Raw genomic sequence first — 24,078 nt, forward strand, 5'->3', positions numbered from 1 at the left:
CCCCAGCACTGGCGCACGGACTCCCGCAAGATCTTGCAAGAACCGGCGCTTGGCGCCTTGTCAGGACACTCCCCTTACGCGCGCAGAGCTGGCAAAGGCCCTTCGCGTCCGATCCGCAATGCTACGCGCTTAAGCGTGGCGGGCCAAAACCCTTGATGGCTCGATCGCTGCAATTACTCATACAATTGACTTGCGCGGGCAATGCAGCTCGCTATCGATTGACAGCGTAAGTCATTAGGGTGGGAGAACGTGGTGAAGTTTGTCTGCAGCGTCGCCACAATTGCCGCTTCGATCGCAGCGGTGCCCGCGCAGGCAGCGCCTTCGCTCCCCGATACGGTCCTGTTCGGCGCGGCCTACTACGACGAATACACGCCATCGCCTCGCGCAGAGCAGGATGCCGCGATGATGAAGGCGGCCGGCATCTCCGTGGTGCGCATCGCCGAAAGCACGTGGTCGACGCTCGAACCCCAGCCTGGCCAGTTCGATTTCACCAGCATCGACCGCACGCTTGTCGCGATGCACCGCAACGGCATCAAGGTGATCGTCGGCACACCGACCTATGCCATTCCGACATGGCTGGCGAAGGCCCATCCCAACGTGCTGGTGGTGCGCAAGGACGGCCCCGCGCGTTACGGCCCGCGTCAGAACATGGACATCACCGACCCCGATTTCCGCGCAGCCGCAGAACGCGTGATCGTGGCACTGATCGACCACGTGCGCGATCACCCGGCCGTGATCGGGTACCAGCTCGACAACGAAACCAAGGCTTATGGCGTAGCCTCCGCCCGCGTCCAGGCTGCGTTCCAGGCAAGCTTGCGCGAGCGCTTCGGCTCCACCGATGCGCTGAACAAGACATTCGGGCTGGACTACTGGTCGAACCGGATCAACAGTTGGGAGGATTTTCCCGACGTGACCGGCACGATCAACGCAAGCCTCGGCAACGCGTTCGCCGAATACCAGCGCGGGCTGGTCAACGAATACCTCGCCTGGCAGGCGGGCCTCGTCCGAGCGCATGCCCGGCCGAAGCAATTCCTGACGCAGAACTTCGACCTTGAATGGCGCGGCTATTCCTATGGCGTCCAGCCAGAGGTCAACCACTGGCAGGCCGCGCGCCCGCTCGACGTGGCCGGCGTCGATATCTACCACCCGTCGCAAGGTGCGCTGACCGGCGCCGAAATTGCCTTTGGCGGCGACCTTGCCCGCTCGATCAAGGGTGGCCAAAACTACATTGTCGTGGAAACGCAGGCACAGGGCTTTCCGCAATGGACGCCCTACCCCGGGCAGTTGCGGCTGCAGGCGTATAGCCACCTTGCCAGTGGCGCGAACATGATCGCCTACTGGCACTGGGCCAGCACCGGCGCCGGGCTGGAAACCTATTGGAAGGGGCTGCTTTCCCAGGACTACGCGCCGAATCCTGTCCTGGCCGAAGCGTCCACAATCGGCGCCGACCTGAAGCGTCTCGGCAAGCGGTTGGTGAACCTGAAGAAGGATAACAAGGTCGCCCTCTATGTCAGCAACGCCGCGCTTACGGGGATGGATTCCTTTGCCTTCGTCACCGGCGACAAGCTCAAGTACAACGACGTGGTGCGCCGGATGTACGATGCGCTCTATCGCCAGAACATCGAGGCCGACATCGTCTCGCCCGACGGCGCAGCCGACCTGTCGCGCTACAAGCTGGTCATCGTGCCTGCGCTTTATGCCGCGAGCGATGCCGAAATCTCCAAGCTGAATGCCTATGCCAAGGCAGGCGGGCACGTGCTTTACACCTTCAAGAGCGGCTTTTCGGACGAGAACACCCGCGTACGCGCCAGCGTCCAGCCGGGCGGGCTGGCCGAAGCGGCGGGCGTTACCTTCAGCCAATTCGCGGTGCCGCAAGGCGTCACCTTGGCCGGAGATCCCTATAAGGCGGGCCCCGCGAACACCGCCAGCGACTGGCAGGAGATGCTTCAGCCGACGACGGCCAGCGTGCTGGCGCGTTACGATGGCGGCGGCTGGCCGGGGACGGCAGCCCTGACCCGCAACGCCTTCGGCAAGGGCGAAGTGGAATACCTGGGCTTCATGCCCTCACCGGAACTGGCCGAGAAGATCCTTGCCGAAGCGAGCGATCGCGCCGGGGTGCAACGACCGGCACTGCACTGGCCATTGATCCAGCGATCTGGCATCCTGACCGATGGCAAGCGGGTGCATTACGTGCTCAACTACGCCGCAACGCCCGCCAGCGTACCGATCGCCCTGCCTGCCGCGCACGATCTGCTGAGCGGCAAGGCCGTGGGCGCGCGCCAGCCTATCGACCTGCCGGCCTGGGGCGTTGCGGTGCTGGCCGAGGATTGAGCCGCGAGCCCGCAAGCGGCCCAGCTGCGCTGCTCAGCCGTGGGCCCCGAAATAGTTGGCGATGGCCACCGCGATGCGCAGGTTGAGCGCGTGCGCGCGTTCGATGGGATCGATGAACCGCGCCCGGATCGCGCCGTAATCCTCACCCTGGCTGTCAGGGAAGTCGGTCGGCTCGTCCACCGCGAAGTCCGAGATTTCGGGCTCGACCACCGGATAGGCACGGCGCATCTGCGCCAGCGCATCCTCCACGCGCAGCGACAGCACCATTTCCAGCACATCGTCGCGGCTGACGTCGTTCGACCGCGCGAACGGCGGCACCTGCACCGCGCGCAGGAACATGTGCATCAGCAGCGCGAGCCGGACCGACTGCAGCAGCCCGATATTGCGCCGTTCCGCATCGGCTGCCGGATCGCGCTCGGTCGAACCCCCGGCGGTCAGCGCCAGCAGGCGATGCAGCTTCATCCAATCGACCCGCAGGCGCGAAACCAGGCGGCGGAACACGCCCGCGCGATCGTCCTTGGTCAGGTGCTCGGCCATCGTCAGGCACGCCGTCTCCAGCGCGGTTTCGGTGCCGCGATAGGGGCGGCTCGCCCAATAGGCCGAATTGAACAGTTCGCCATAGGCCGCGACCGTCTTGATCGAGGCGAGCCCGTTTGCGCTGCGCAGCAGGCGCACAAGCTGGCTGCCGCGTCCCGAATGGCCGAGCAGGTCGGCAATCGCCTCCATCTCGTCACCCGCCGCCGTGCCTGCGCCGGCGATCACGTTCACCGGATAGCCGATCTGCTGCAGGATCGCGTTGTGCGGGATCGCGCGGATCTGGCGCAGGCTCATCGTCCGGTCCGAGCCCACGTCGGACTGGCGGCGAGACACGCGGCTGCCGGTGGCCTTCAGCAGGCCCAGGCCGAACGCGGTGACCGCCCGCGAATAGGTCGCGCTTTCCAGATGTTCGCGCTGCACGCGGCGGATCGAGCGGTAGAAATCTAGGCTGAGGTCGGTGCGGTCGTAGAACGGATCGCGTGCCCCTTCTACGAGCTCCCCGGCGATGGCCGCCTCGGCCTCGGCAATCCGGGTCAGCGTTGCGAGCGCTAGGTCGTCGTTGCGGAAGAACAGGTAGCCGTCGCCGCCCTGGAAGCTTGCTTCGGGTTCGAGCGTGATCCCGGCTTTGGCAAAGCGCGCCCGTGCCCAGCGCGAGAGCGGCCAGGTCAGCCGATCGGCAAAGCCGGCGGGATGCGCGCCGCGACCCATCGATTCGCCGTGCGTGTTGAAGATCAGTGCGGCCACATCGGTGAGGCCGCTCGCCTTCATCGCTTCGGCCAGGCGGCCCTGCAGACGTTCGATGGCGAGCGCTGCTGGAAGCTGGCCGATGAAGCGGCCGGCATCCGAAAAGCCGGTCTGGATCGATACGCGGCCACGCAGCCTTGCGTAATCGCGATAGCTTTCCTCGGCCAGCAGCGCTTCGAGGAAGCGGCCGCCGTGTTCCAGCGCGGTCTCCGTCTCGAACAGGGGCGATACGTCGACCTTGTCATCGATGCCGAACAGCTTGGCGAAATAGAGCGCGGCAAGCACCGTCTGCGGCTGTTCGCATTCGGCGATCAGCATGCGGATCGGCGCATCGGCGTCGATATGGTGCAGGATCTGCGCCATGGCCAGGAACTGGCGCATCGCCGTGCTGGTCTCGATCGCCAGCGCGGCGAAGTTGACGCGCAGCGGCTTCACGTCGGCCAGCAGTTCGCGCAGCCGCGAAATCGCGCTCTTGCTTGAAAGGTCGAGCGTGGCGTCGGGGTCGATCCGGCGGCGCAGCGCGTTGTGCAGCTGGCTGGCGTTCACGCGGAAGTGGATCCAGCCCATGCCGAGGCCGTCGGCGCGCATCGCCGCCGCCAGCGTCGCGAGCGCCAGCGCCTTCTCGCCGTCCGCTGCCTTGGCATCGGCCTCCAGCGTGGCGATCAGCGGGGCAAGGCTCAGCAGCTTGGCCGGATCGTCCGCCGTCAGGCGATTGGCCGCTGCGGCCAGCGCATCGGGCGCATCGAGCGGGCGCACGAACAGGCTGGCCATCTCGGCCGCATGGGCCTGCGCCGCTTCGAGCGTCGCGACCAGCGGATGCGCCGCATCGATCGCCTGCAGCGAGGCGAGATACCCTGCAAGCCGCCGCGCCTTTTCGGCGAGGCGATACGAGATCGAGGTATGCCACCCGATGTCGGTGCGCCCGTCCATGTCGTATCCGACCCAGGTGGCAAAGCGGAACGGCAGGGGGCGGAAATCGAGCCAGCGCCCCGGCCAGCGCGCGCGCGCATGGCCGAGCAGCGCGGCGACGATCCTGTCGCGCGCGGTGCCGGCGCGCTCGATCGCGTCCATCGCCTCGACATGCTCGAAATCGAGCGTGATCGCCGGGCCATCGGCAGGCACGGTGCAGACCGTCGCGGCCAGCGGATCATCAGCCAGCGCGGCAGTGGCCACCGCATCGGACTGAACCGGGTTGAGCAGGAACGTCGGGTGCGCGGTGAACACCGCATGCAGCAGCGGCTTTTCCCAGCGCGCGCGGAATTCCGAAAAGCCGTCTTCCTCATTCAGCAGCGCCGCGACGCGCTCGAGGTTCTGGGCGGGATCGGTGGGCGCAATCAGACGGCGCAGGCGCGCGGCGCGGCTCTGCAGCGCCTCGCACTCCAGCTCCGCCACGAGCGACTCAACCCCGTCGAGCGAGAGCGCCCCGCCTTCGAGCTGGCGCGACAAGTCGTGGCTCAGCTGGAAGACGGGATTGAACAGCGGGGTTTCCGCCGTCCGCTGGTGCAGGACCTGCAGGCGTTCGCGCAAGGCTTCTACCGTCTTCATCGCCCGATTACCCCCCTTGCGCGCACTCTTTGCCACGATGCGCGCGCTTCAGCCTTGTGCTAGCGCCGCAGCGGCGCGCGCCGCGGCTTCGATCTTGCTCTCGTCGGGAACGCCCTTGCCAACGATCCAGCTCCCGCCCACGCAAAGGACCGGATCGAGCCCGAGCCAGTCCGGCGCGGTTTCGAGCGTGATCCCGCCGGTGGGGCAGAACTTGCAGGTGTGGAACGGCGCGGCAAGCGCCTTGAGCGCGGGCAGCCCGCCCGAGGTTGCCGCCGGGAAGAACTTGAAGTGCGAAAGGCCGAGATCCAGCCCCAGCATCAGATCGGCCGCATTCGCCGTGCCGGGCAGGAACGGTATGCCCGAAGCCACCGCCGCCTCGCCCAGGCGCGGGGTCAGGCCGGGCGAAACGATGAATTCCGCGCCCGCATCGATCGAAGCCTTCAGCTGATCAGGGTTGAGCACGGTCCCGGCGCCGACGATGGCACCTTCGACACCCTTCATCGCGCGGATCACATCGAGCGCGGCGGGCGTGCGCAGCGTCACCTCCAGCACGCGCAGGCCGCCGGCGACGAGCGCGCGGGCCACCGGAACGGCATGTTCCACCGTGTCGATCACCAGCACCGGAATCACGGGCGCGGTGCGCATGATGGTTTCGATCGGCTTCATGGGGCGCTACTCTTTCATGGGACAGATGATGGTCTGCCTCACGACTAACGCGCAACACCTTATTGTGCAGCCGCTAACCGCGCCCGCGCATAGCTATTACCCCACGACAGGTGCGGTCAAACCGCCGAACTGAACTGGTGCGCCCCGCCGCGATAGGCATCGAACAGCGCCGCCACCGACCGGGCATACGGTTCGCTGCCCCGTTCGAGCACCAGCATATCCCCGTCCAGGCTGATGATCCCGCGATCGGCAAATCCATCAAGCCGGTCGCGCGCGGCGATCAGCAGGTCGCGGTCCACACGGGCGTGGCCCTGGCACAGCAGGTCGGTGATGATCGCCCCGCGCCGCCGGTCCTCCACTGTGCGAACCACGCCCTTGCGCCCCGGCAGCAGGTTTGCCCCCACCAGCATGCGATAGCGCCCGGCGTTCTTTTCGTTCTGCACGAACAGCCCGTCGAACTCGCTGATCGAACTCGCGCCAAGGCCGATCAGCGTGGAGGCATCGTCATCGGTGAAGCCCTGAAAATTGCGCCGCAGCGTGCCCGCCAGCGCCGCACGGGCAAGATCGTCCCCTGGCCGCGCGAAGTGATCGAAGCCGACCGCCTGATAGCCTGCATCGACCAGCTGCACGTGCCCTTCTGCCGCCATGCGGAAGCGCGCACGCTGGTCGGGCAGCTCGCTCGCATCGATGCGGCGCTGGCGCGGGATCATGTGCGGCACGTGGGCATAACCGAACAGCGCCACCCGGTCCGCGCCCATCGCCACCGTCCGGTCGAGCGTTTCGGCCAGCACCGCGTCCGTCTGGAACGGCAGGCCGTACATCAGGTCGAAATTGATCGAATCGACGCCGGCCCGGCGCAGACCTTCGACCGCGCGCTCGATCATCTCGGCCGGTTGCACGCGCCCGATGGCCGTCTGCACGCGCGGATCGAAAGTCTGCACGCCCATGCTCGCCTTGATCACGCCGATGCCGCGGATCGCCATGAACCAGTCGGGCGTGATGCTGCGCGGATCGAGCTCGATCGAAAGCACCGGGCTCTCCATCCGCAAGTTCAGCGTCAGCGCGTCGATCAGCCGGACGAAGTCGGTAGGCTTGATCGCGTTGGGGCTGCCCCCGCCGAACGAAATCCGCCCGATCCGTACCGACGGATCGAGCAGTTCGCCGACCATCTCGATCTCGCGATGCAGCGCCTCGAGATAGGAGGCGAGCCGCTGGCGCTTGTTGGCGGCGCCGGTGTTGCAGCCGCAATACCAGCAGATTTCCTGGCAGTAGGGAATGTGAATGTAGAGCGAGGCACTGCCGCGCACGGCCTGCAACGCGGTTCGCTGCGCCTCCTCGAAGCTTTCCTCGACGAACTCGGCCGCCGTGGGATAGCTCGTGTAGCGGGGCACCGGCGTTGCCAGCAGCTCCGGATAATAGGTCCAGTCGCCGTAGCTTTCGCTGCGCGACGCATCAGCCGACATCGGCCTCATCCTCAGAAGGTTCGCCATGGTCGCAACAGCTATCGCCGCCGATCCGCTTGCGCATTGAGATATGGCAAATTTTGCAGCACGGCGCGCCACCCGGCCCGTCGCTGCGACCGGGCCCCTCGTTCCGACTAGGAATGCGGATCGGTGCGGAATGGCCCGGCTCGCCGCAGATCGGCACGAGAACGAAGGCCGCCTGCGCAGGCGCCGGCAGCGCCATCTGCAGCACCGCGAGCGGGGCGAGGAAGGCGAGCGCGCGGCTCACCGCTCCTCGTCCTCTTCGATCAGGATGCGCGCCGCCGCGCCATCCAGATCGCTGAACTGGCCGCGCTTCAGCGCCCAGAAGAATGCCGCCAATCCGCAAAGACCCATACCCAGCGCGATGGGCAACAGGAAGGCGATCGATGTCATCGCGCCGCCCCCTGCAGCCGCAGCGAATTGGCGACCACGATCAGTGAGCTGGTCGACATGGCCACCGCCGCGATCAGCGGGGTGACGATCCCGGCCATCGCCAGCGGCACCGCCAGCACGTTGTAGCCGATCGCCAGCACGAAGTTCTGCCGCACCACCCGCATCGTCCGGCGGCTCGCCCGGACGGCGCGCGGCAGGGCCAGCAGGCTGTCGCCGGTGAACACGAAGTCCGCAGCCTGCCGCCCGACGTCACTCGCGCTGCCCGGCGCAATCGAGGCATCGGCTGCGGCGAGCGCGGGGCCGTCGTTCAACCCGTCCCCCACCATCAGCACCTTGCGCCCGACGCTTTGCAGGCTGGCGATGTTCTGCTGCTTGTCGGCCGGCGAGGCAGAGGCGCGCGCAGTGAGCCCGGTCTGGCGCGCGATCTCGGTGACGGCGGCGATTCCGTCGCCCGACAGCATCGAGCATTCGATGCCAAGCCCTTCCAGCGCATCGAGCGCGTCCAGCGCATCGGGCCGCAGGCGGTCGGCAAAGCCGATCACGCGCGCGGGGCCCATCCCGGTATCGAGTGCGGCGGCCATGCCATCGGCCACCGACGGACGGCCCAGCGAAACGCGGCGGCCCTGCCAGGTTGCGCTGACGCCCCTGCCCGGCTCTTCCGCCACATCGCCCAGTTCCGCCGCATGGACGCCGCGCGCGGCGAGCGCCTGCGCCAGGCCGAGCGAGAGCGGATGGCGGCTGTGACTCGCCAGCGCGAGCGCGACCGATGCATCAGCGGCCGACAGTGCATCGAGCGCGGCCTCATCGGGCACGGGCCGTCCGAGCGTGAGGGTACCCGTCTTGTCGAGCAGCGCGCGGTCCACCTCTGCTAGGCGCTCCATCGCCGAGCCGTCCTTGACGAGAATGCCGCGCTTCATCAGCGCGCCCGCCGCCACGACTTGCGCCACCGGCACGGCAAGGCCCAGCGCGCAGGGGCAGGTAATGATCAGCACCGCGATGGCGATGACCAGCGAATGATACAGCCCAGCGCCTGCCAGCATCCAGCCCGCGAACGTCAGCGCCGCCAGCGTGTGCACCGCCGGGGCATAGAGCCGCGAGGCGCGATCGGCGATGCGGACATAGGCGGAGCGCGACTGGCCCGCCGCCTCCATCAACCGCGCGATTTCAGCAAGCGCCGTATCGGTGCCCGCCGCCGTGACCCGCACGTCGACCGGGGCATCGACGTTGAGCGTTCCCGCATGGACCGCCTCGCCCTCGCGCGCAGGGACGGGCGCACTTTCGCCGGTCAGCAGCGACTGGTCGAACCGGCTGTTGCCGCGCATCACGATACCGTCGGCGGCAAGCCGTTCGCCCGCCGCCACGCGCATCACCATGCCGGGCACCAGCGCCGCCGCCGTGACCCAGCGCGTCGCACCATCGGCGTCCACGACCATCGCCCCTGTCGCCGCTTGGCGCAGCAGCGCATCCACGCCCGCGCGGGCGCGATCGCGCATCATCGCGTCGAGCGCGCGGCCCGCGAGCAGGAACAGCAGCAGCATCAGCGTGCCATCGAACCAGGCATCGGTGCCACCGGTGACGGTCTCGTAGACCGAAAGGCTGGTGGCGAGCGTGACGCCGATCGAGATAGGCACGTCCATGTTGGTCCGCCCGCGCTTCAATGCGGCGAAGGCGGAGGAAAAGAACGGCTTTCCGGCATAGGCGATGGCGGGAACGCCGATCGCCGCCGACAGCCAGTGGAACATCTCGCGCGTGGTGCCTTCCGCGCCCGACCAGACGCTGACCGAAAGCAGCATCACGTTCATGCAGGCAAAGGCCGCCACGGCGAGCGGTGCCAGCAGCGGCTTTACCGCCGAGGGCGCTTCCTCGATATCGACGCGCGGTTGCGCTTCGAACCCGGCACCGGCAAGCGCGGCGATCAGGTTGGGCGTCTCGACGCCCTGTTCGTGCACCACCTCGACGGTCCGTGCGGTCAGGTTGGTGCGCGCCGAAGCAACCCCCGGCACGGCGGCAAGACTCCGTTCGACCTTCCCCATGCACCCGGCGCAATGCATTCCGGGGACCGAGAACACGCTGTGGAGCTCGACAGCCGCTTCGCCTGAGATCCGGCGTGCGGCGGCGGTCACTGGACGTCTCCGACTGTGCGCCATTCGCGGCCCTGCGCGCGCGCGGCAAGCCGCAGGCGCCAGCGTCCGGCAGGCAGCGGCGCTTCATAGACGCCAGGCGCGCTCTCACGGAAGGCAAGGGTTTCGTCGGCACGCAGGCCGAGCGGATGTTCCGCCACCGCGCTGAGCTTCACGCCCCCAAGCGCCCTGCCCGCCGCATCGCGCAGCCGCACTTCGACGCGGTCACTGCCCGTTCGTTCTACCAGCGCCTTCCAGCCGAGCGCCTTCTCAGCCTTCGCCTCGTCGAGCCAGGTGTTGAAGTGCTGGCTCGCGACGTAGGAGTTTTCGACGACCACGCCGCCGAAGGTCGAGGTGGCGAGCCGGGCCATCAGCACGTTGACAGCAATGACCACGCCGAAGAACGCGACCATGATCGCGGCCATATGCATTCCGGTGAATTGCCCCCTGTGGCGGGGCTCGTCTGCACGGCGCTGCTGGGTCACTGGCCGTTTCCTTCCGCTGTAGTGAATGTGGTGCGGACGCTGTCCTGCCCGCCTTCCTTGTCCAGCGCCTTGATCTGGAACAAGAATTCAGCGGGCTTCGCACCCTTGGGCACGATGGCGTAGACGCGCATGCGCTTGGTCGTATCGGCCGGCACCTCGACCGAGAGCACAGTCCTTGCCAGCGCCGCATCCATCTCGTCGGTGAAGATGGCACCGCCCGGCAGCCCGTCGATCGACAGCGTGACGGGCCGAGGCCGGTCCTCCATGTTGCGCAGCTTGACGGTGAAGCCGTTGCGCACCTCGCCCTTGGACAGCATGACGTACTCGGGATTGCGATCCTTGGCGACCGACAGGTCGAGCCGGGTGCGCGATCCCAGCAGGAACAGCATGGCCACGCCGATCCCTGCCCATACGCCGAAATAGACCAGCGTGCGCGGACGGAAGATCGTGCGCAGCACCGGCGTCGGCGCCTCGCCCCGCTTGACCTTGTCGGCATCCTCCAGCGTGAAATAGTCGATCAGCCCGCGCGGGCGGCCGACATCGGCCATCGCCTTGTCGCAGGCATCGATGCACAGCGCACAGGTGATGCAGCCGATCTGTGGCCCTTCGCGGATGTCGATGCCGGTGGGGCAAACCGCGATGCACTGCTTGCAATCGATGCAGTCGCCAAGCGGATCAAGGCCCTGTTCCGCCCGCTTCGCAGCCGCCTTGACCGATCCGCGCGGTTCGCCCCGCCAGTCCTTGTAGGTGACGGTGAGCGAGCGTTCATCGAGCATCGCGGTCTGGATGCGCGGCCAGGGGCACATGTAGATGCACACCTGTTCGCGCATGAACCCGCCGAGCCAGAAGGTGGTGAAAGTCAGCACCGCCGTCGTGGCATAGGCGACCGGTGCCGCCGTGCCGGTCCAGAACTCCCGTTGCAGCGTGGGCGCATCGGCGAAGTAGAAGATCCACGCGCCGCCGGTGAGAAAGCTGATGGCAAGGTAGACGCCCCACTTGAAGGTGCGCCGCGCGATCTTGGCGGGCGTCCACGGTGCGTTCTGCAGACGGATCTGGGCGTTGCGGTCGCCATCGATCAGCCGGTCCACGTGCTGAAACAGGTCGGTCCACACCGTCTGCGGACAGGCATAGCCGCACCACGCGCGCCCCACCGCGCTGGTGACGAGGAACAGCCCGATCCCCGCCATGATCAGCAGGCCCGCCACGAAGTAGAATTCGTGCGGCCAGATTTCGATCTGGAACATGTAGAAGCGGCGATGGGCGAGATCGACCAGTACCGCCTGGTCGGGGGCATAAGGCCCCCGGTTCCAGCGCAGCCAGGGTGTTCCCCAGTAGACGATCAGGCAGAACGCCATGATTGCCCACTTCAGCCGGCGGAACGGACCGTCGCTGCCGCGCGGGAACACGCCCTTGCGCTTTTCGTAGAAGCCGATTTCTTCGGAATGGTCCGCGCGGGTGAGCTTGGGATCGTGCGCGAGGTTCATGGGATCTGTCCTGAAAAGGGTGGCCGCCGGTCCGTGGTCGGATGCAGCGGCCCCACCCGATTATTTGGCGGCCGCCTGAGCTGGCGCCGCAGCAGGTGCCGGCGCCGCTTCACCACCGCCCAGCGAATGGACGTAGGCGGCGAGCATCTTGACCGTGACCGGATCGAGGCGGCTGCCCCAGGCCGGCATCACGCCATAGCGGGCGTTGGTCACCGTCTCGGTCAGCGTCGCGCGGTCCCCGCCATAGAGCCAGATCGCGTCGTTGAGGCGCGGCGCGCCGACGTTGCGCCCGCCTTCACCGCCGCCACCGTGGCACACCGCGCAGTTGGCCGCGAAGATGGCCGCGCCGCGCTGCGAAGAACCACTCGGCTTTTCCTGCCCGCTGATAACGCGGACGTGGCTGACCACGTCCTGCACCTGCGCTGGCGTGAGGATGCCGTCGCGCCCGAACGCCGGCATCTGGCTCATCCGCGTGGCATCGTCGCCGGGCTGGCGAACGCCGTGCTGCAGCGTCTGGTGGATCGTGGCGATATCGCCGCCCCACAGCCAGTCGTCGTCGTTGAGGTTCGGATAGCCCTTGGCCCCCGCCGCGCCCGCGCCGTGGCACTGCACGCAGTTGACCTTGAACGCGGCGCGCCCGCCTTCGATCGAGGCACGCAGCAGCTTTTCGTTGCTGGCGAGCTGTTCCACCGGCGTGGCTGCGATCTCGGCCCGGATGCCGGCGCGCTCGGCGTCGGCTTCCTTCATCTCGTGCGCCAGTGCGCCCCGGCTCGACCAGCCGGAGGTGCCGGCGGTCGCACTGTGCAGACCCGGAATGGCCGGATAGACCACGCAGTAGCCGATTGCGAAGACGATCGAGGCGTAGAACGTCCACAGCCACCAGCGCGGCAGCGGATTGTTCAATTCCTCGATGCCGTCCCATTCATGGCCGACGGTTTCGACGCCCGTGGCCTCGTCGATGCGCTTATCGTTCGCCATCGTTCTCATCCTTGAAGATCGAGGTCGCCGCTTCGTCGTTCGTCACCCGCGCGCCCGGCCGGAACGGCCAGAGGCAGAGCACGAGGAACACGATCCCCATCGCGACGAGGCCCCAGCTGTCCGCCAGATGGCGCAGCAGGTCGTAGGTGGAGTGGGTGGACATGGAGAAGAGGCTCATCGTCCCTTCTCCTTGGCCAGATCCTCCTGCGCGGCAGGGGCGTTGACGTCGACCATCGTACCCAGCACCTGCAGGTACGCCACCAGCGCATCCATCTCGGTCAGGCGCTTGGGATCGCCGTCGAAATCGCGCGCCTGCGCCTTGGGATAGCGCTTCCTGAGGTCGGCGGTATCCGCTTCGGGATCGGCTTGCGCCTTCAGGTCGTCATTCGCCTTGGCGATGTCGGTCTTCGAGTACGGAACGCCCACCTGGTAGAGCGTTTGCAGCTCCGCCGTCATGTCGCCGGGGTTCAGCTCCTTCTCGGCGAGGAACTGGTAGGTCGGCATGATCGATTCCGGCACGACCGAGCGCGGGTCCTTCAGATGCTGGACGTGCCATTCATCCGAATACTTGCCGCCCACGCGGGCAAGGTCCGGCCCGGTGCGCTTCGATCCCCACTGGAAGGGGTGGTCGTACATCGATTCCGCGGCAAGGCTGTAGTGGCCATAGCGTTCGACCTCGTCGCGGAACGGACGGATCATCTGGCTGTGGCACAAGTAGCAGCCTTCGCGGATGTAGATGTCGCGCCCCGCCTGCTCGAGCGGGGTGTAGGGCCGCATCCCCTGCACCTTCTCGATCGTGTTATCGATCCAGAACAGGGGCGCGATCTCGACGATGCCGCCCACCGTCACCGCTGCGAAGGCGAGCACGCCCAGCAGGGTGATGTTGCGTTCCAGCTTCTTGTGACGCTCCATGATGGAGAATGCCATTGTCGTGTCTCCTTCCCCAAGGCGTCAGGCGTGCGCCGCCGAGATGCCGGCCAGCGGCACGTCGCGGTTCGCGTCGTAGGGAGTCTCGGTCATCGGCTTTTCGACGCGGAGCGGCGAACCGATGATCGTGCGGGTGATGTTGTAGGCCATGATGCTGGCACCGGTGAGGTACAGCAGCCCGCCAAAAGCGCGCAGCGCGTACATCGGGTGGAGCGCGGCGACGGTTTCGGCGAACGAGTTCACCAGATAGCCGTCAGGCCCGTATTCGCGCCACATCAGGCCCTGGGTGATGCCTGCCACCCACATGCTCGCGGCGTAGAACACGATACCCGTGGTCGCGAGCCAGAAGTGCCAGTTCACCAGACGCAGGCTGTACAGCCGCTCGCGGTTCCACAGGCGCGGCGCGAGGTAGTACAGCGTGCCGAACGTCACCATGCCGTTCCAGCCCAGCGCGCCCGAATGCACGTGGCCGATGGTCCAGTCGGTGTAGTGCGAGAGCGAGTTGACGCTCTTCACGCTCATCATCGGGCCTTCGAACGTGCTCATGCCGTAGAAGGCCAGGCTCATCACGAACATGCGGATGATCGGGTCGGTGCGGATCTTGTCCCATGCGCCGTTCAGCGTCATCAGGCCGTTGATCATGCCGCCCCAGCTCGGCATCCACAGCATGACCGAGAAGACCATGCCCAGCGTCTGCGCCCAGTCGGGCAGCGCGGTGTAGTGCAGATGGTGCGGACCCGCCCAGATATAGAGGAAGATCAGCGCCCAGAAGTGGATGATCGACAGGCGATAGCTGTAGATCGGGCGTTCGGCCTGCTTGGGCACGAAGTAGTAAATCATCGCGAGGAAGCCGGCGGTCAGGAAAAAGCCGACCGCGTTGTGGCCGTACCACCACTGCACCAGCGCGCCCTGCACGCCGCCGAACACGGAAATCGAGTGCGAACCGAAGAAGCTTACCGGGATCGCCGTGTTGTTCACCAGGTGCAGCATCGCCACGGTCAGGATGAACGAGAGGTAGAACCAGTTGGCGACGTAGATGTGCGGCTCGGTGCGCTTCAGGATCGTGCCGACGAACACGGCGAGGTACGACACCCACACGATCGTCAGCCACAGGTCGACGTACCATTCGGGCTCGGCATATTCCTTGCCCTGCGTCACGCCCAGCAGGTAGCCGGTCGCGGCCAGCACGATGAACAGCTGGTAGCCCCAGAAAACGAAACGGGCGAGGCCGGGGAAGGCCAGCCTCGCCCGGCAGGTGCGCTGGACGACGTAATAGGACGTCGCGATCAGCGCATTGCCTCCGAAAGCGAAGATGACCGCGCTGGTATGCAGCGGGCGAAGGCGGCCGAAGTTGATCCATTCAAGGCCGAAGTTGAGCTGCGGCCAGGTCAGTTCCAGCGCGATGTAAAGCCCGGCGAGAAAGCCCGCCATGCCCCAGAACACCGTGGCGATCACGCCCCAGCGGATCGGGTCGTCATCGTAACGCCCCTGGTCTGGCATCTTGAGGATGCCGCGCGCGAGCGAATCCACGTCGGCCTGCCGCAGCGAGACGACCAGGCCGATCAGCGCGGCGAGAGCGCAGATGCCCATGTGGATGGCGAACGGGGTGTCTTTTGCGAGCGCGATCGCAATGACGGCGAGAAATAGCACAGCGAGCCATATGCCGCTGCGCGTCACTAACGAGACCATGGACCCTTCCCTTCCATGAATGATGTCTCGCCGCCGTGGGCCCATGTGGGCAGGCAAACATTGATGCGGGTCAAATTGCCGGAAAATCAGACCCCTACAAAGGTCTAGGGTCGCCGGTCCGATTTTTGCGCTCGGTCAATGAGGCTGATTCGCAAGGGGTGCATCACGCTGTCACACCGCGAGGCAGCAACCGGGTCTGCGAGGGGCAGGCCACCCGCGGTCGTCAGGATTGGACCCCATGAAGACAATGCTCTCCGCCGCCCTCGGCGCCACCCTCGCCACCACCGCGCTGGTCGCCCCGACCGCGGCGCACGCTGGCTCGGCCGATGGCAAGTGGCAGGTCAAGGTGCTCGGCACCGCCGTTCTGCCCAACGGCAAGATCGACGAAATCAAGTCGATCAACACAGCGACCACGCTGGGCTCGACCCTCGCCGCCGTCACCAACCCCGACGTCAAGGCGAACGACAACGTGGTGCCGACGCTCGCGGTCGAATACTTCTTCACCCCCAACGTCTCGGTCGAAACGATCTGCTGCTTCACCGGGCACCATGTCGAAGGCGACAAGGGTCTCGCCGGTGCCGGCCGCATCGTCGATCACGTGCTGATCCTCCCCGCCACGGTCACCGCCAAGGCGCACCTGCCGCTGGGCGCGATCAAGCCCTATGTCGGCGCAGGCCCCGCCCTGTTCTTCGTGTTCGGCGAAAAGCCGGGCGATACCGCCAAGGCGCTCGGCATCGACAAGGTCAGGATGAGCAATTCGTTCGGCGTCGCGCTGCAGGGCGGCGTCGACATCGCGCTCGGCGACAAGGGCTTCGGCCTCTCGCTCGATGCCAAGAAGTACTTCATCAAGCCCACGGCCAAGTTCTACGACAACGGCACGCTCGCGCTCGAAACCAAGCACAAGCTCGATCCCTGGGTGCTCAGCGCCGGCGTCAGCTACCGCTTCTGATACCAGCTTCCTCCGGTCCCGCCCCGCCCCCACGCACGGGCGGGACCGGGGGACGGCGGGCGGGTCAACCGGGGTTCTGGGATCACTCCGGCCTGGCCCGCCCGCTTCTTTTTTGGGGAATGAACAGATGCGCCCTATCGCAACCGAAACCTTCCCCTGTCAAAGCGGTTGCCGATAAACAAACCCAAGGGTCCCAGGAGCATCTGTGTCGCGCCAGCTTTCGATCGACGTTCTTCTCGACTACCAGTTCGATGCAGCGACCGACCTGCTGCTCCAGATCGAAGCCGCGCCGCTGCCCGAACAGCGCATCCTCGACGCCAGGATCGACATTACCGCCGACGACGCCGGTACCCGCATCGCCGCGCTCGATGCCATCGGCGAGCGGATCTGGCTGCACCGCCAGGGGCGCCTGCAGGTCACCTACCGCGCCCGCGTCGAGATCGAGCGCGCCAGCCTCGACATCGCGCCGCTTGCCGTCACCGCGCACCGCCTGCTTCCGGGCGAGACGATCCCGTACCTGATGCCGTCGCGCTATTGCCCGTCGGACCAATTCCAGTCGTTCACGCTGCGCAAGTTCGGCGAGATCACCACCGGCGCAGGCGTGCTCGCAATCCGTGACTGGATTGCCGAAAACGTCGATTACGTCCCGGGGGTCAGCGATTCTGGCACCGATGCCACCGACACGTTCGTGCGGCGCCAGGGCATCTGCCGCGATTATGCGCACCTGATGGTCACCCTCGCCCGTGCCGCCGGGCTGCCTGCCCGCTTCGTCAGCGTCTATGCCGCAGGGGTTAAGCCGCAGGATTTCCATGCCGTGGCGCAAGTCTGGCTGGCGGGATCGTGGCACATCGTCGACGCCACGGGCATGGCCAGGTGCGACGAAACGGCGATCATCGGGGTCGGTCGCGATGCCGCCGACGTGCCGTTCCTGACCGCCTTCGGCTTTGCCCGGTTCAACGATCAGCGCGTTTCGGTGACCGTCGCCTGACGGGGGCGGTTCAGCCCGCCAGCGAAACCAGCGCCGGGCGGTCGAGAATCTCGACCTCGCGGCGCGAGGGCAGTTCGATCACGCCGTCGTTCTTCAGCTTGGTGAACTGGCGGCTCACCGTCTCGATCGTCAGGCCCAGCACGTCGGCCACCTGCTGGCGGCTGAACGGCAGTGAAAAGCGGCGCGCGGGGCCAAGCTTCACCGCGCAGCCGGTCTCGTTCAGCCGCTCGCTCATTTCTAGCAGGAACGTGGCGATCTTTTCGGGCGCGGTCTTGCGGCCCAGCAGCATCATCCACGAACGCGTGCGATCCAGTTCGGCCAGCGTGCGCTCGAGCAGCTTGTGTTCCAGCTCGGGGTGTTCGCGGGCGAAGCGGTCGAAATCGTTGCGCGCGAACACGCAGACCCGCGCATCGGTCAGCGCGACAACGCTTGCCTTGCTGGTCTGGCCGAACGGGCGGCCGATGAAATCGGATGGATAGGCCACGCCGACGATCTGCTCGCGCCCGTCCTCGGTCGAGGTGGTGAGCTTGAGCACGCCTTCGATCACGTTGGCGACGAGCAGCGAATCGTCGTCCTCCCAGATCAGCGGCTCGCCCGCCGATACCGCGCGCCTGCGCCCCATGGTGTTGAGCGCCGCGATTTCCTGGTTATCCAGGCCGGCACAGATCGCCCGGTTGCGGACGACGCAGGTATCGCAAGAGGACATGACTTAGGCGCGTAACAAAATAGCGGCCCGGTCACAATGAAATGCAGTGTGACGGACCCGCAAAAAAATTGGGCGGCCACGAAATGACCGCCCGAGTCGGGGAGAAATCGGCGAAGGTCTGATCTCCGAAATGGCGATCTTTCCTTCGATAGGCCGCTTCTCGCCCAACCCGTGCCCGCCCGCCTTGACGGATATCAAAACGCGGCCGCGCTGCAAAAAAGGGCCGCGTTTCCGCCCACTCAATCGTCGAGCTTCGCCAGGTCGTGGTAGCCGCCGCGGAAGAACAGCAGCGGCGCGCCCGCCTCGCGATGGCCCAACGCCTCGACCGCGCCGACCACCAGCCAGTGATCGCCCACTTCCACCACGCGCTCGATCGCGCAGTCGATCCACGCGACCGCGTCGTCGAGCAGCGGAAGGCCTGAAGGGCTGTGCCCGTGGGCCAGCTCGGCAAACTTGTCCTCGGCGCGCGAGGCGAAGCGGCGGCACAGGTCCAGCTGGTCCGATCCCAGCACGTTGACGCAGAAGCGCCCGGTCGGTGCGATCCGCGCCCAAGTCGTCGATCGCTTGTCGGGAAAGAAGCCGACCAGCGGCGGATCGAGCGAGATCGACGTGAACGAGCCGACCACGAGCCCGTGGCGCGCGCCATCGTCCCCGATCGCGGTGATCACGCACACCCCGGTGGGATAGGACCCCAGTACATCGCGGAACTGCCGCGCTTCGATCATGCAAACCCCGTTTCATTCATTAGCAGCGGCCTTCGTTCGGTAGCGCCCCGGATGCAACACCTTCGTTCGAGATGTCCCAAAAGGCTCCGCAGCATCAAGGGCGGCTAGCCCGCCTGAAATCCATGTACCAACACATAATCCTCATCAACGCATGAGCGGCATTGATGGAACGACGGCCGATCCGGACGCCCGCGCGGGCCTTGGCGATAGCGCTTCAAATGCGACCGAGTCTTGATCTGGAATCCCACCCAAGTTGACGAAGTTGACAGTGTTCAGGGAAAAGACTCCAGGGCCCGGTAAGAGCGCGTTCAACGCTTCAAAAAGCGCCAATTTCAGCGCCCTTCTCTCCGCCTCTTATGGGCGCAGGCGAGCGTGTAGGACAGGTGCAAGTTGACACGTAACTGACGCGCGCGTCAGAAATGTGTTAAGCGCTGTCGCGCTGCATTGACGGGGGCGGGGTCGGAGATTGGCCCTCCGTCCTTTCATCGCAATCGTCCCCTCGGATGGGGCACCTCCATGTTGGACCCGCAGGGCACAGGCGTGACGGGGAGCAAACGTTGGTGCTCACTCTGGACATTGAAAGCAGTCGTGCTTTCCCGATACGCGCATCGGGCACCTTTTGCCGGTAGGGCGGAAAGGACCTGCCAAGCTAACGTCATATCAGCGAAGGCTGGCATCGCATCGGAACGCGCGCTCAGTCCGCCTGACCAGTCAGTCCGGGTTTCAGCTTTGGCCGCTGCTCCATGACCGGACCATCGTATCACTTCGATAGCGATGCCAGCCTTCTGGCATGACGGCTGGGGGGTGGTCCGGGGCAGCGCCGGCAAGCGCCAGACCAGCCCCGGCGCCCGCCTTACTCCTCGCCCATCCGCAGCGCGGCGATGAAGGCTTCCTGCGGGATCGAGACGTTGCCGTATTCGCGCATGCGGGCCTTGCCCTTCTTCTGCTTTTCCAGAAGCTTCTTCTTGCGGGTGATGTCGCCGCCATAGCACTTGGCGGTCACGTCCTTGCGCAGCGCGGCGATGGTTTCGCGGGCGATGACCTTGCCGCCGATCGCCGCCTGGATCGGGATCTTGAACAGGTGGCGCGGGATCAGGTCCTTGAGCCGCTCGCACATGCCGCGCCCGCGTTCCTCGGCCACGGCGCGGTGCACGATCATCGACAGCGCATCGACCGGCTCGTTGTTGACGAGGATGCTCATCTTCACGAGGTCGCCCTCGCGCAGGCCGATCTGTTCGTAGTCAAAGCTCGCATAGCCGCGGCTGATCGACTTGAGGCGGTCATAGAAGTCGAACACCACTTCGTTCAGTGGCAGCTCGTAGTTCACCTGCGCACGACCGCCGACGTAGGTCAGGCCGGTCTGGATGCCGCGCCGGTCCTGGCAGAGCTTGAGGATCGAGCCGAGGTATTCATCGGGCGTGTAGATCGTCGCCTTGATCCAAGGCTCGTCGATCTGCTCGATCCGGTTGGGATCGGGATAGTCGGCCGGATTGTGCAGCAGGATCTCGCGCGCGTCGTCGGTCTTGCTGGCGCGCAGCTGGATGCGGTAGACGACCGACGGGCTCGTGGTGATGAGGTCGAGGTCGTATTCGCGACTCAGCCGCTCCTGGATGATTTCCAGGTGCAGCAGCCCCAGGAACCCGCAGCGGAAGCCGAAGCCCAGCGCCGCGCTGCTCTCCATCTCGAAGCTGAAGCTGGCATCGTTCAGGCGCAGCTTGGCAATGCTTTCGCGCAGCTTGTCGAAGTCGGCCGCGTCGACCGGGAACAGGCCGCAGAACACCACCGGCTGCACTTCCTTGTAGCCCGGCAGCGCCTCGAGCGCGCCACCCTTCACCGTGGTGATCGTGTCGCCGACCTTGGCGGTTTCCACTTCCTTGATCTGCGCGGTGATGAAGCCGATCTCGCCCGGCCCCAGTTCGGGCAGGTCCTCGCGCTTGGGCGTGAAGCAGCCGACGCGGTCGATCAGGTGCTCGGTGCCGCCGGCCATGAACTTGACCTGCAAGCCCTTCTTGATGACGCCATCGACCACGCGGACAAGAATGACGACGCCGAGGTAGGGATCGTACCAGCTGTCGACCAGCATGGCCTTGAGCGGGGCAGCGCGGTCGCCCTTGGGCGGAGGAATGCGTTCGACCACGGCATCGAGCACATCCTCGATGCCGATGCCCGACTTGGCGCTGGTCAGCACCGCCTGGCTCGCATCGAGGCCGATCACTTCCTCGATCTCGTCCTTGACCTTTTCCGGCTCGGCGGCGGGCAGATCGATCTTGTTGATCACCGGCACGATCTCGTGGTCGTGCTCGATCGACTGGTAGACGTTGGCGAGCGTCTGCGCTTCCACCCCTTGCGCCGCGTCCACCACCAGCAGCGCGCCTTCGCAGGCGGCAAGGCTGCGGCTGACCTCGTAGGCGAAGTCGACGTGGCCGGGGGTGTCCATCAGGTTGAGCTCGTAGGTCAGCCCGTCCTTGGCCTTGTAGTTCAAGCGGACGGTCTGCGCCTTGATGGTGATCCCGCGCTCTTTCTCGATATCCATGTTATCAAGGACTTGCGCGCTCATCTCGCGCTCGGTCAGGCCGCCGGTGTACTGAATCAGGCGGTCGGCCAGGGTCGACTTGCCATGGTCGATGTGGGCGATGATGGAAAAATTGCGGATCAGCGAAAGCTCGGTCATGCCGCGCCCGTTAGCAGTGCTTCGCCAAGCTGTCATCTGCCCCGATTCCCGCGCGGGCAAACCATGCGGTCGCATTTTTTAATTGCTCAATTAACACAGATGTCGCAGCTTCACGTTCGAGGCCGCGCGCGATTCCGCGTGGCTCAAGAACATGGCCAATGGGAGTGGCGGCATGAATCTCGATTTCTCCGACGAGCAGAAAGCGCTCAAGGAACAGGTAAGGCGTTTCCTCGAGGACCGCGGCGGCGTTGCGCAGATGCGCGCCGTGCTGACGAGCGATGCCTCTTACGACAAGGATCTGTACAAGGGCTTGGCCGAACTCGGCGTGCTCGGCGCGGCGATCCCGGAAGAATTCGGCGGCGTCGGCCTGTCGCACCTCGACCTGTGCGTGGTGGCTGAAGAACTGGGCCGCGTGATCGCGCCGGTGCCGGTCGCCTCCTCGATCTACCTCGCCGCCGAATTCCTGCTGCAGGCGGGATCGCAGGCGCAGAAGGAGGCCTGGCTGCCCAAGCTGGCCGCGGGCGAGGCCATCGGCGCCTTCGCCCTGAACGAAGGCGAAGGCCGCATGGGGCCTGAAAAGATCAAGGCCAGCGTTTCGGGCGGCAAGCTCACCGGCACCAAGAGCCCGGTCGCCGATGGCGATTGCGCCGATGTCGCGATCGTGGCGGCGCGGTCGGAAAGCGGCGCGGTATCGCTCTACGTCGTCGATCTCAACGGCCCCGGCGTCGAGCGCCGCACGCTCAACTCGATTGACCCGAGCCGTGGGCAGGCGGTGCTGACGTTCAGCGGCGCGCCGGCCGAACTGCTCGGCGGCGAAGGCGATGGCTGGCACATTGCGACGCAAGTGATGGATCGCGCGGCGATCCTGATGGCCTACGAACAATTGGGCGGTGCCGACCGCGCGCTGGAAATGGCGCGCGACTATGCGCTGGAGCGCATGGCGTTCGGGCGGCCGATCGGCTCGTTCCAGGCGATCAAGCACATGCTGGCCGACATGTACGTTTCGGCGACGCTCGCGCGCTCGAACTGCTACTACGGCGCATGGGCGCTGGCTTCCGGCGCATCGGAACTGCCGGTTGCCGCTGCCACCGCGCGCGTATCGGCGAGCCAGGCCTTCCAGCATTGCGCCAAGAACAACATCCAGGTGCACGGCGGCATGGGCTTCACGTTCGAATACGACTGCCACCTGTTCTATCGCCGCGCCAACGCCCTCGCGCTCGCGCTCGGTTCGGTTTCGACGTGGGAGGACATGCTGGTTGACCGCATGACCACCGGCAACGTCGCCGCTGCCGCCTGACCCCTTTCATTCGGAGAGCAAACATGGACTTCGAAGATACCCCAGAAGAAGCCGCCTTCCGCGCCGAAGTGCGCAGCTGGATCGACGCCAACGCCCCCAAGCACCTTGAGGACCAGCTCAAGCGCGCCAACTTCGGCGACATGGGCGTGACCAGCGAGGACCCCATCCAGGCTTGCAAGTCGTGGCAGAAGAAGAAGGCCGAAGCCGGCTGGGCCTGCCTGCACTGGCCCAAGGAATACGGCGGCGGCAACCGCACGCCGATGGAGCGCGTGATCTGGAACCAGGAAGAGGGCATCTTCCGCTCGCTCGGCGGGCTGTTCACGATCGGCCAGGGCATGTGCGGGCCGACGGTGATGGCCTGGGCCGATGAAGAAACCAAGCGCCGCATGCTGCCCCCCCTCGCCTCGGGCGAGGAAGTGTGGTGCCAGCTGTTCTCCGAACCCGCCAGCGGGTCCGACCTTGCCGGTCTTCGCACCCGCGCGGTCAAGGCCGATGACGGTTCGGGCGACTGGATCGTCAACGGCCAGAAGATCTGGACCAGCGGCGCGCAGAACTCCGACTGGGGCCTGCTGATCGCCCGCACCGACCCGGATGTGCCCAAGCACAAGGGCCTGACGATGTTCTTCCTGTCGATGAAGTCGCCGGGTGTCGAGGTTCGTCCAATCAAGCAGGCGAACGGCCAATCCTCGTTCAACGAAGTCTACTTCACGGACGTGCGCATCCCCGACAGCCAGCGCCTCGGCGCAGTGGGCCAGGGCTGGGAAGTCTCGCTGACCACGCTGATGAACGAGCGCCTGTCGATCGGTTCGGGCATGTCGACCGGGTTCCCGCAGCTTCTCTCGCTGTGCATGGACGTCGAAGTGGACGGCAAGCCGGCGGTGCAGGATTCGAACGTGCGTTCGAAGCTCGCGCAGTTCGCGGTTCGCGAGATGGGCCTCAAGTACACTGGCATGCGTGCCATCACCGCACTGTCGAAGGGCGAAACGCCGGGGCCGGAAAACTCGATCGGCAAGCTCGTCGCAGGCGCCACCATGCAGGACCTCGCGATGTTCGCGCTTGATCTGCAGGGCCAGTCGGGCGTGATCTGGGAAAAGGACGGCCCGCACGATGGCCGCTTCCAGGCGATCCTGATGCGCTCGCCCGCCACGCGCATCGAAGGCGGTTCGGACGAAATCCTGCGCAACATCATCGGCGAACGCGTGCTGGGGCTTCCGGGCGACATCCGCGTCGACAAGGACGTGGCGTTCAAGGACATCCCGACCAGCGGCCGCAAGAAGGCTGCCGCCGCCGCCTGATAACGGCCGGGCACGAAAGAACGGAGGGCGCCCCGTGCGGAACGGGGCGCCCTTCTTCGTGTGG

General features: G+C 66.1%; 20 protein-coding genes. 5 read left to right on the forward strand and 15 right to left on the reverse strand.

Annotation, left to right across the window (positions count from 1 at the left end; translation table 11 throughout):
• Nucleotides 1-252 precede the first annotated feature (252 nt).
• A complete protein-coding gene (locus tag HHL27_RS10625; RefSeq protein WP_169493390.1) occupies nucleotides 253-2,331 on the forward strand; it encodes a beta-galactosidase in 2,079 nt (692 codons plus the stop codon).
• 33 nt (nucleotides 2,332-2,364) lie between these two features.
• Here HHL27_RS10625 and HHL27_RS10630 read toward each other — a convergent pair whose 3' ends face one another.
• The 12 genes from HHL27_RS10630 to ccoN all read right to left on the reverse strand — a co-directional run bounded on the left by HHL27_RS10630 (nucleotide 2,365) and on the right by ccoN (nucleotide 15,383).
• Nucleotides 2,365-5,157 carry a phosphoenolpyruvate carboxylase gene (locus HHL27_RS10630; RefSeq protein WP_169493391.1) on the reverse strand — a complete coding sequence of 931 codons (2,793 nt, stop codon included), beginning with the start codon at nucleotides 5,155-5,157 and terminating at the stop codon, nucleotides 2,365-2,367.
• A gap of 48 nt (nucleotides 5,158-5,205) precedes the next feature.
• Complete coding sequence (eda, locus tag HHL27_RS10635; protein ID WP_169493392.1) at nucleotides 5,206-5,823, reverse strand: bifunctional 4-hydroxy-2-oxoglutarate aldolase/2-dehydro-3-deoxy-phosphogluconate aldolase; 618 nt, start codon at nucleotides 5,821-5,823, stop codon at nucleotides 5,206-5,208.
• 116 nt (nucleotides 5,824-5,939) lie between these two features.
• Nucleotides 5,940-7,286 carry an oxygen-independent coproporphyrinogen III oxidase gene (hemN, locus tag HHL27_RS10640; protein ID WP_169493393.1) on the reverse strand — a complete coding sequence of 449 codons (1,347 nt, stop codon included), beginning with the start codon at nucleotides 7,284-7,286 and terminating at the stop codon, nucleotides 5,940-5,942.
• Complete coding sequence (locus tag HHL27_RS10645; RefSeq protein WP_169493394.1) at nucleotides 7,276-7,554, reverse strand: hypothetical protein; 279 nt, start codon at nucleotides 7,552-7,554, stop codon at nucleotides 7,276-7,278. The genes hemN and HHL27_RS10645 overlap by 11 nt, the downstream gene beginning before the upstream one ends.
• Nucleotides 7,551-7,700 (reverse strand): cbb3-type cytochrome oxidase assembly protein CcoS, encoded by a 150-nt coding sequence (ccoS, locus tag HHL27_RS10650; RefSeq protein ID WP_169493395.1) that lies wholly within the window; start codon nucleotides 7,698-7,700, stop codon nucleotides 7,551-7,553. The genes HHL27_RS10645 and ccoS overlap by 4 nt, the downstream gene beginning before the upstream one ends.
• Complete coding sequence (locus HHL27_RS10655; RefSeq protein WP_169493396.1) at nucleotides 7,697-9,847, reverse strand: heavy metal translocating P-type ATPase; 2,151 nt, start codon at nucleotides 9,845-9,847, stop codon at nucleotides 7,697-7,699. The genes ccoS and HHL27_RS10655 overlap by 4 nt, the downstream gene beginning before the upstream one ends.
• Nucleotides 9,820-10,305 (reverse strand): FixH family protein, encoded by a 486-nt coding sequence (locus HHL27_RS10660; protein ID WP_338114877.1) that lies wholly within the window; start codon nucleotides 10,303-10,305, stop codon nucleotides 9,820-9,822. Before HHL27_RS10660 ends, HHL27_RS10655 begins: the two co-directional genes overlap by 28 nt.
• Nucleotides 10,302-11,789 (reverse strand): cytochrome c oxidase accessory protein CcoG, encoded by a 1,488-nt coding sequence (ccoG, locus tag HHL27_RS10665; RefSeq protein WP_169493397.1) that lies wholly within the window; start codon nucleotides 11,787-11,789, stop codon nucleotides 10,302-10,304. The genes HHL27_RS10660 and ccoG overlap by 4 nt, the downstream gene beginning before the upstream one ends.
• A 60-nt stretch (nucleotides 11,790-11,849) precedes the next feature.
• Nucleotides 11,850-12,767 carry a cytochrome-c oxidase, cbb3-type subunit III gene (gene ccoP, locus HHL27_RS10670; protein ID WP_169493398.1) on the reverse strand — a complete coding sequence of 306 codons (918 nt, stop codon included), beginning with the start codon at nucleotides 12,765-12,767 and terminating at the stop codon, nucleotides 11,850-11,852.
• A complete protein-coding gene (locus HHL27_RS10675; protein WP_169493628.1) occupies nucleotides 12,754-12,930 on the reverse strand; it encodes a cbb3-type cytochrome c oxidase subunit 3 in 177 nt (58 codons plus the stop codon). Before HHL27_RS10675 ends, ccoP begins: the two co-directional genes overlap by 14 nt.
• An 11-nt stretch (nucleotides 12,931-12,941) precedes the next feature.
• A complete protein-coding gene (gene ccoO, locus HHL27_RS10680; RefSeq protein ID WP_169493399.1) occupies nucleotides 12,942-13,694 on the reverse strand; it encodes a cytochrome-c oxidase, cbb3-type subunit II in 753 nt (250 codons plus the stop codon).
• 24 nt (nucleotides 13,695-13,718) lie between these two features.
• Entirely contained in the window at nucleotides 13,719-15,383 is a 1,665-nt protein-coding gene (gene ccoN / locus HHL27_RS10685) for a cytochrome-c oxidase, cbb3-type subunit I (RefSeq protein ID WP_169493400.1), read from the reverse strand.
• 238 nt (nucleotides 15,384-15,621) lie between these two features.
• On the opposite strand from ccoN, the gene HHL27_RS10690 reads away from it, so the two are divergent.
• On the forward strand, nucleotides 15,622-16,332 hold the full coding sequence (locus HHL27_RS10690) for an OmpW/AlkL family protein (protein ID WP_169493401.1): 711 nt from the start codon (nucleotides 15,622-15,624) through the stop codon (nucleotides 16,330-16,332).
• Between the two features lie 205 nt (nucleotides 16,333-16,537).
• Nucleotides 16,538-17,320, forward strand: a complete 783-nt coding sequence (locus HHL27_RS10695) for a transglutaminase domain-containing protein (RefSeq protein WP_169493402.1) — start codon at nucleotides 16,538-16,540, stop codon at nucleotides 17,318-17,320.
• 10 nt (nucleotides 17,321-17,330) lie between these two features.
• Here HHL27_RS10695 and HHL27_RS10700 read toward each other — a convergent pair whose 3' ends face one another.
• The 3 genes from HHL27_RS10700 to lepA all read right to left on the reverse strand — a co-directional run bounded on the left by HHL27_RS10700 (nucleotide 17,331) and on the right by lepA (nucleotide 21,422).
• Nucleotides 17,331-18,026 (reverse strand): Crp/Fnr family transcriptional regulator, encoded by a 696-nt coding sequence (locus HHL27_RS10700; protein ID WP_169493403.1) that lies wholly within the window; start codon nucleotides 18,024-18,026, stop codon nucleotides 17,331-17,333.
• Between the two features lie 239 nt (nucleotides 18,027-18,265).
• On the reverse strand, nucleotides 18,266-18,751 hold the full coding sequence (locus HHL27_RS10705; protein WP_169493404.1) for a flavin reductase family protein: 486 nt from the start codon (nucleotides 18,749-18,751) through the stop codon (nucleotides 18,266-18,268).
• 853 nt (nucleotides 18,752-19,604) lie between these two features.
• Nucleotides 19,605-21,422: a translation elongation factor 4 gene (gene lepA, locus HHL27_RS10710; RefSeq protein WP_169493405.1), complete on the reverse strand. Its 1,818-nt coding sequence runs from the start codon at nucleotides 21,420-21,422 to the stop codon at nucleotides 19,605-19,607.
• 172 nt (nucleotides 21,423-21,594) lie between these two features.
• Here lepA and HHL27_RS10715 point away from each other — a divergent pair, with 172 nt between their 5' ends.
• Nucleotides 21,595-22,719 carry an acyl-CoA dehydrogenase family protein gene (locus tag HHL27_RS10715; RefSeq protein ID WP_169493406.1) on the forward strand — a complete coding sequence of 375 codons (1,125 nt, stop codon included), beginning with the start codon at nucleotides 21,595-21,597 and terminating at the stop codon, nucleotides 22,717-22,719.
• A 23-nt stretch (nucleotides 22,720-22,742) separates the two neighbouring features.
• On the forward strand, nucleotides 22,743-24,014 hold the full coding sequence (locus HHL27_RS10720) for an acyl-CoA dehydrogenase (RefSeq protein WP_169493407.1): 1,272 nt from the start codon (nucleotides 22,743-22,745) through the stop codon (nucleotides 24,012-24,014).
• Nucleotides 24,015-24,078 lie beyond the last annotated feature (64 nt).

The organism is Novosphingobium olei, assembly GCF_012927405.1.
Classification (GTDB): domain Bacteria; phylum Pseudomonadota; class Alphaproteobacteria; order Sphingomonadales; family Sphingomonadaceae; genus Novosphingobium; species Novosphingobium olei.

Bases quoted from the DNA above. Each gene is read 5' to 3' on its own strand.
- HHL27_RS10630 (WP_169493391.1), bottom strand. From the start codon at position 5,157: ATGAAGACGGTAGAAGCCTTGCGCGAACGCCTGCAGGTCCTGCACCAG.
- eda (WP_169493392.1), bottom strand. From the start codon at position 5,823: ATGAAGCCGATCGAAACCATCATGCGCACCGCGCCCGTGATTCCGGTG.
- hemN (WP_169493393.1), bottom strand. From the start codon at position 7,286: ATGTCGGCTGATGCGTCGCGCAGCGAAAGCTACGGCGACTGGACCTAT.
- ccoS (WP_169493395.1), bottom strand. From the start codon at position 7,700: ATGACATCGATCGCCTTCCTGTTGCCCATCGCGCTGGGTATGGGTCTT.
- HHL27_RS10655 (WP_169493396.1), bottom strand. From the start codon at position 9,847: ATGGCGCACAGTCGGAGACGTCCAGTGACCGCCGCCGCACGCCGGATC.
- ccoG (WP_169493397.1), bottom strand. From the start codon at position 11,789: ATGAACCTCGCGCACGATCCCAAGCTCACCCGCGCGGACCATTCCGAA.
- ccoP (WP_169493398.1), bottom strand. From the start codon at position 12,767: ATGGCGAACGATAAGCGCATCGACGAGGCCACGGGCGTCGAAACCGTC.
- HHL27_RS10675 (WP_169493628.1), bottom strand. From the start codon at position 12,930: ATGTCCACCCACTCCACCTACGACCTGCTGCGCCATCTGGCGGACAGC.
- ccoO (WP_169493399.1), bottom strand. From the start codon at position 13,694: ATGGCATTCTCCATCATGGAGCGTCACAAGAAGCTGGAACGCAACATC.
- ccoN (WP_169493400.1), bottom strand. From the start codon at position 15,383: ATGGTCTCGTTAGTGACGCGCAGCGGCATATGGCTCGCTGTGCTATTT.
- HHL27_RS10690 (WP_169493401.1), top strand. From the start codon at position 15,622: ATGAAGACAATGCTCTCCGCCGCCCTCGGCGCCACCCTCGCCACCACC.
- HHL27_RS10700 (WP_169493403.1), bottom strand. From the start codon at position 18,026: ATGTCCTCTTGCGATACCTGCGTCGTCCGCAACCGGGCGATCTGTGCC.
- HHL27_RS10705 (WP_169493404.1), bottom strand. From the start codon at position 18,751: ATGATCGAAGCGCGGCAGTTCCGCGATGTACTGGGGTCCTATCCCACC.
- lepA (WP_169493405.1), bottom strand. From the start codon at position 21,422: ATGACCGAGCTTTCGCTGATCCGCAATTTTTCCATCATCGCCCACATC.
- HHL27_RS10715 (WP_169493406.1), top strand. From the start codon at position 21,595: ATGAATCTCGATTTCTCCGACGAGCAGAAAGCGCTCAAGGAACAGGTA.
- HHL27_RS10720 (WP_169493407.1), top strand. From the start codon at position 22,743: ATGGACTTCGAAGATACCCCAGAAGAAGCCGCCTTCCGCGCCGAAGTG.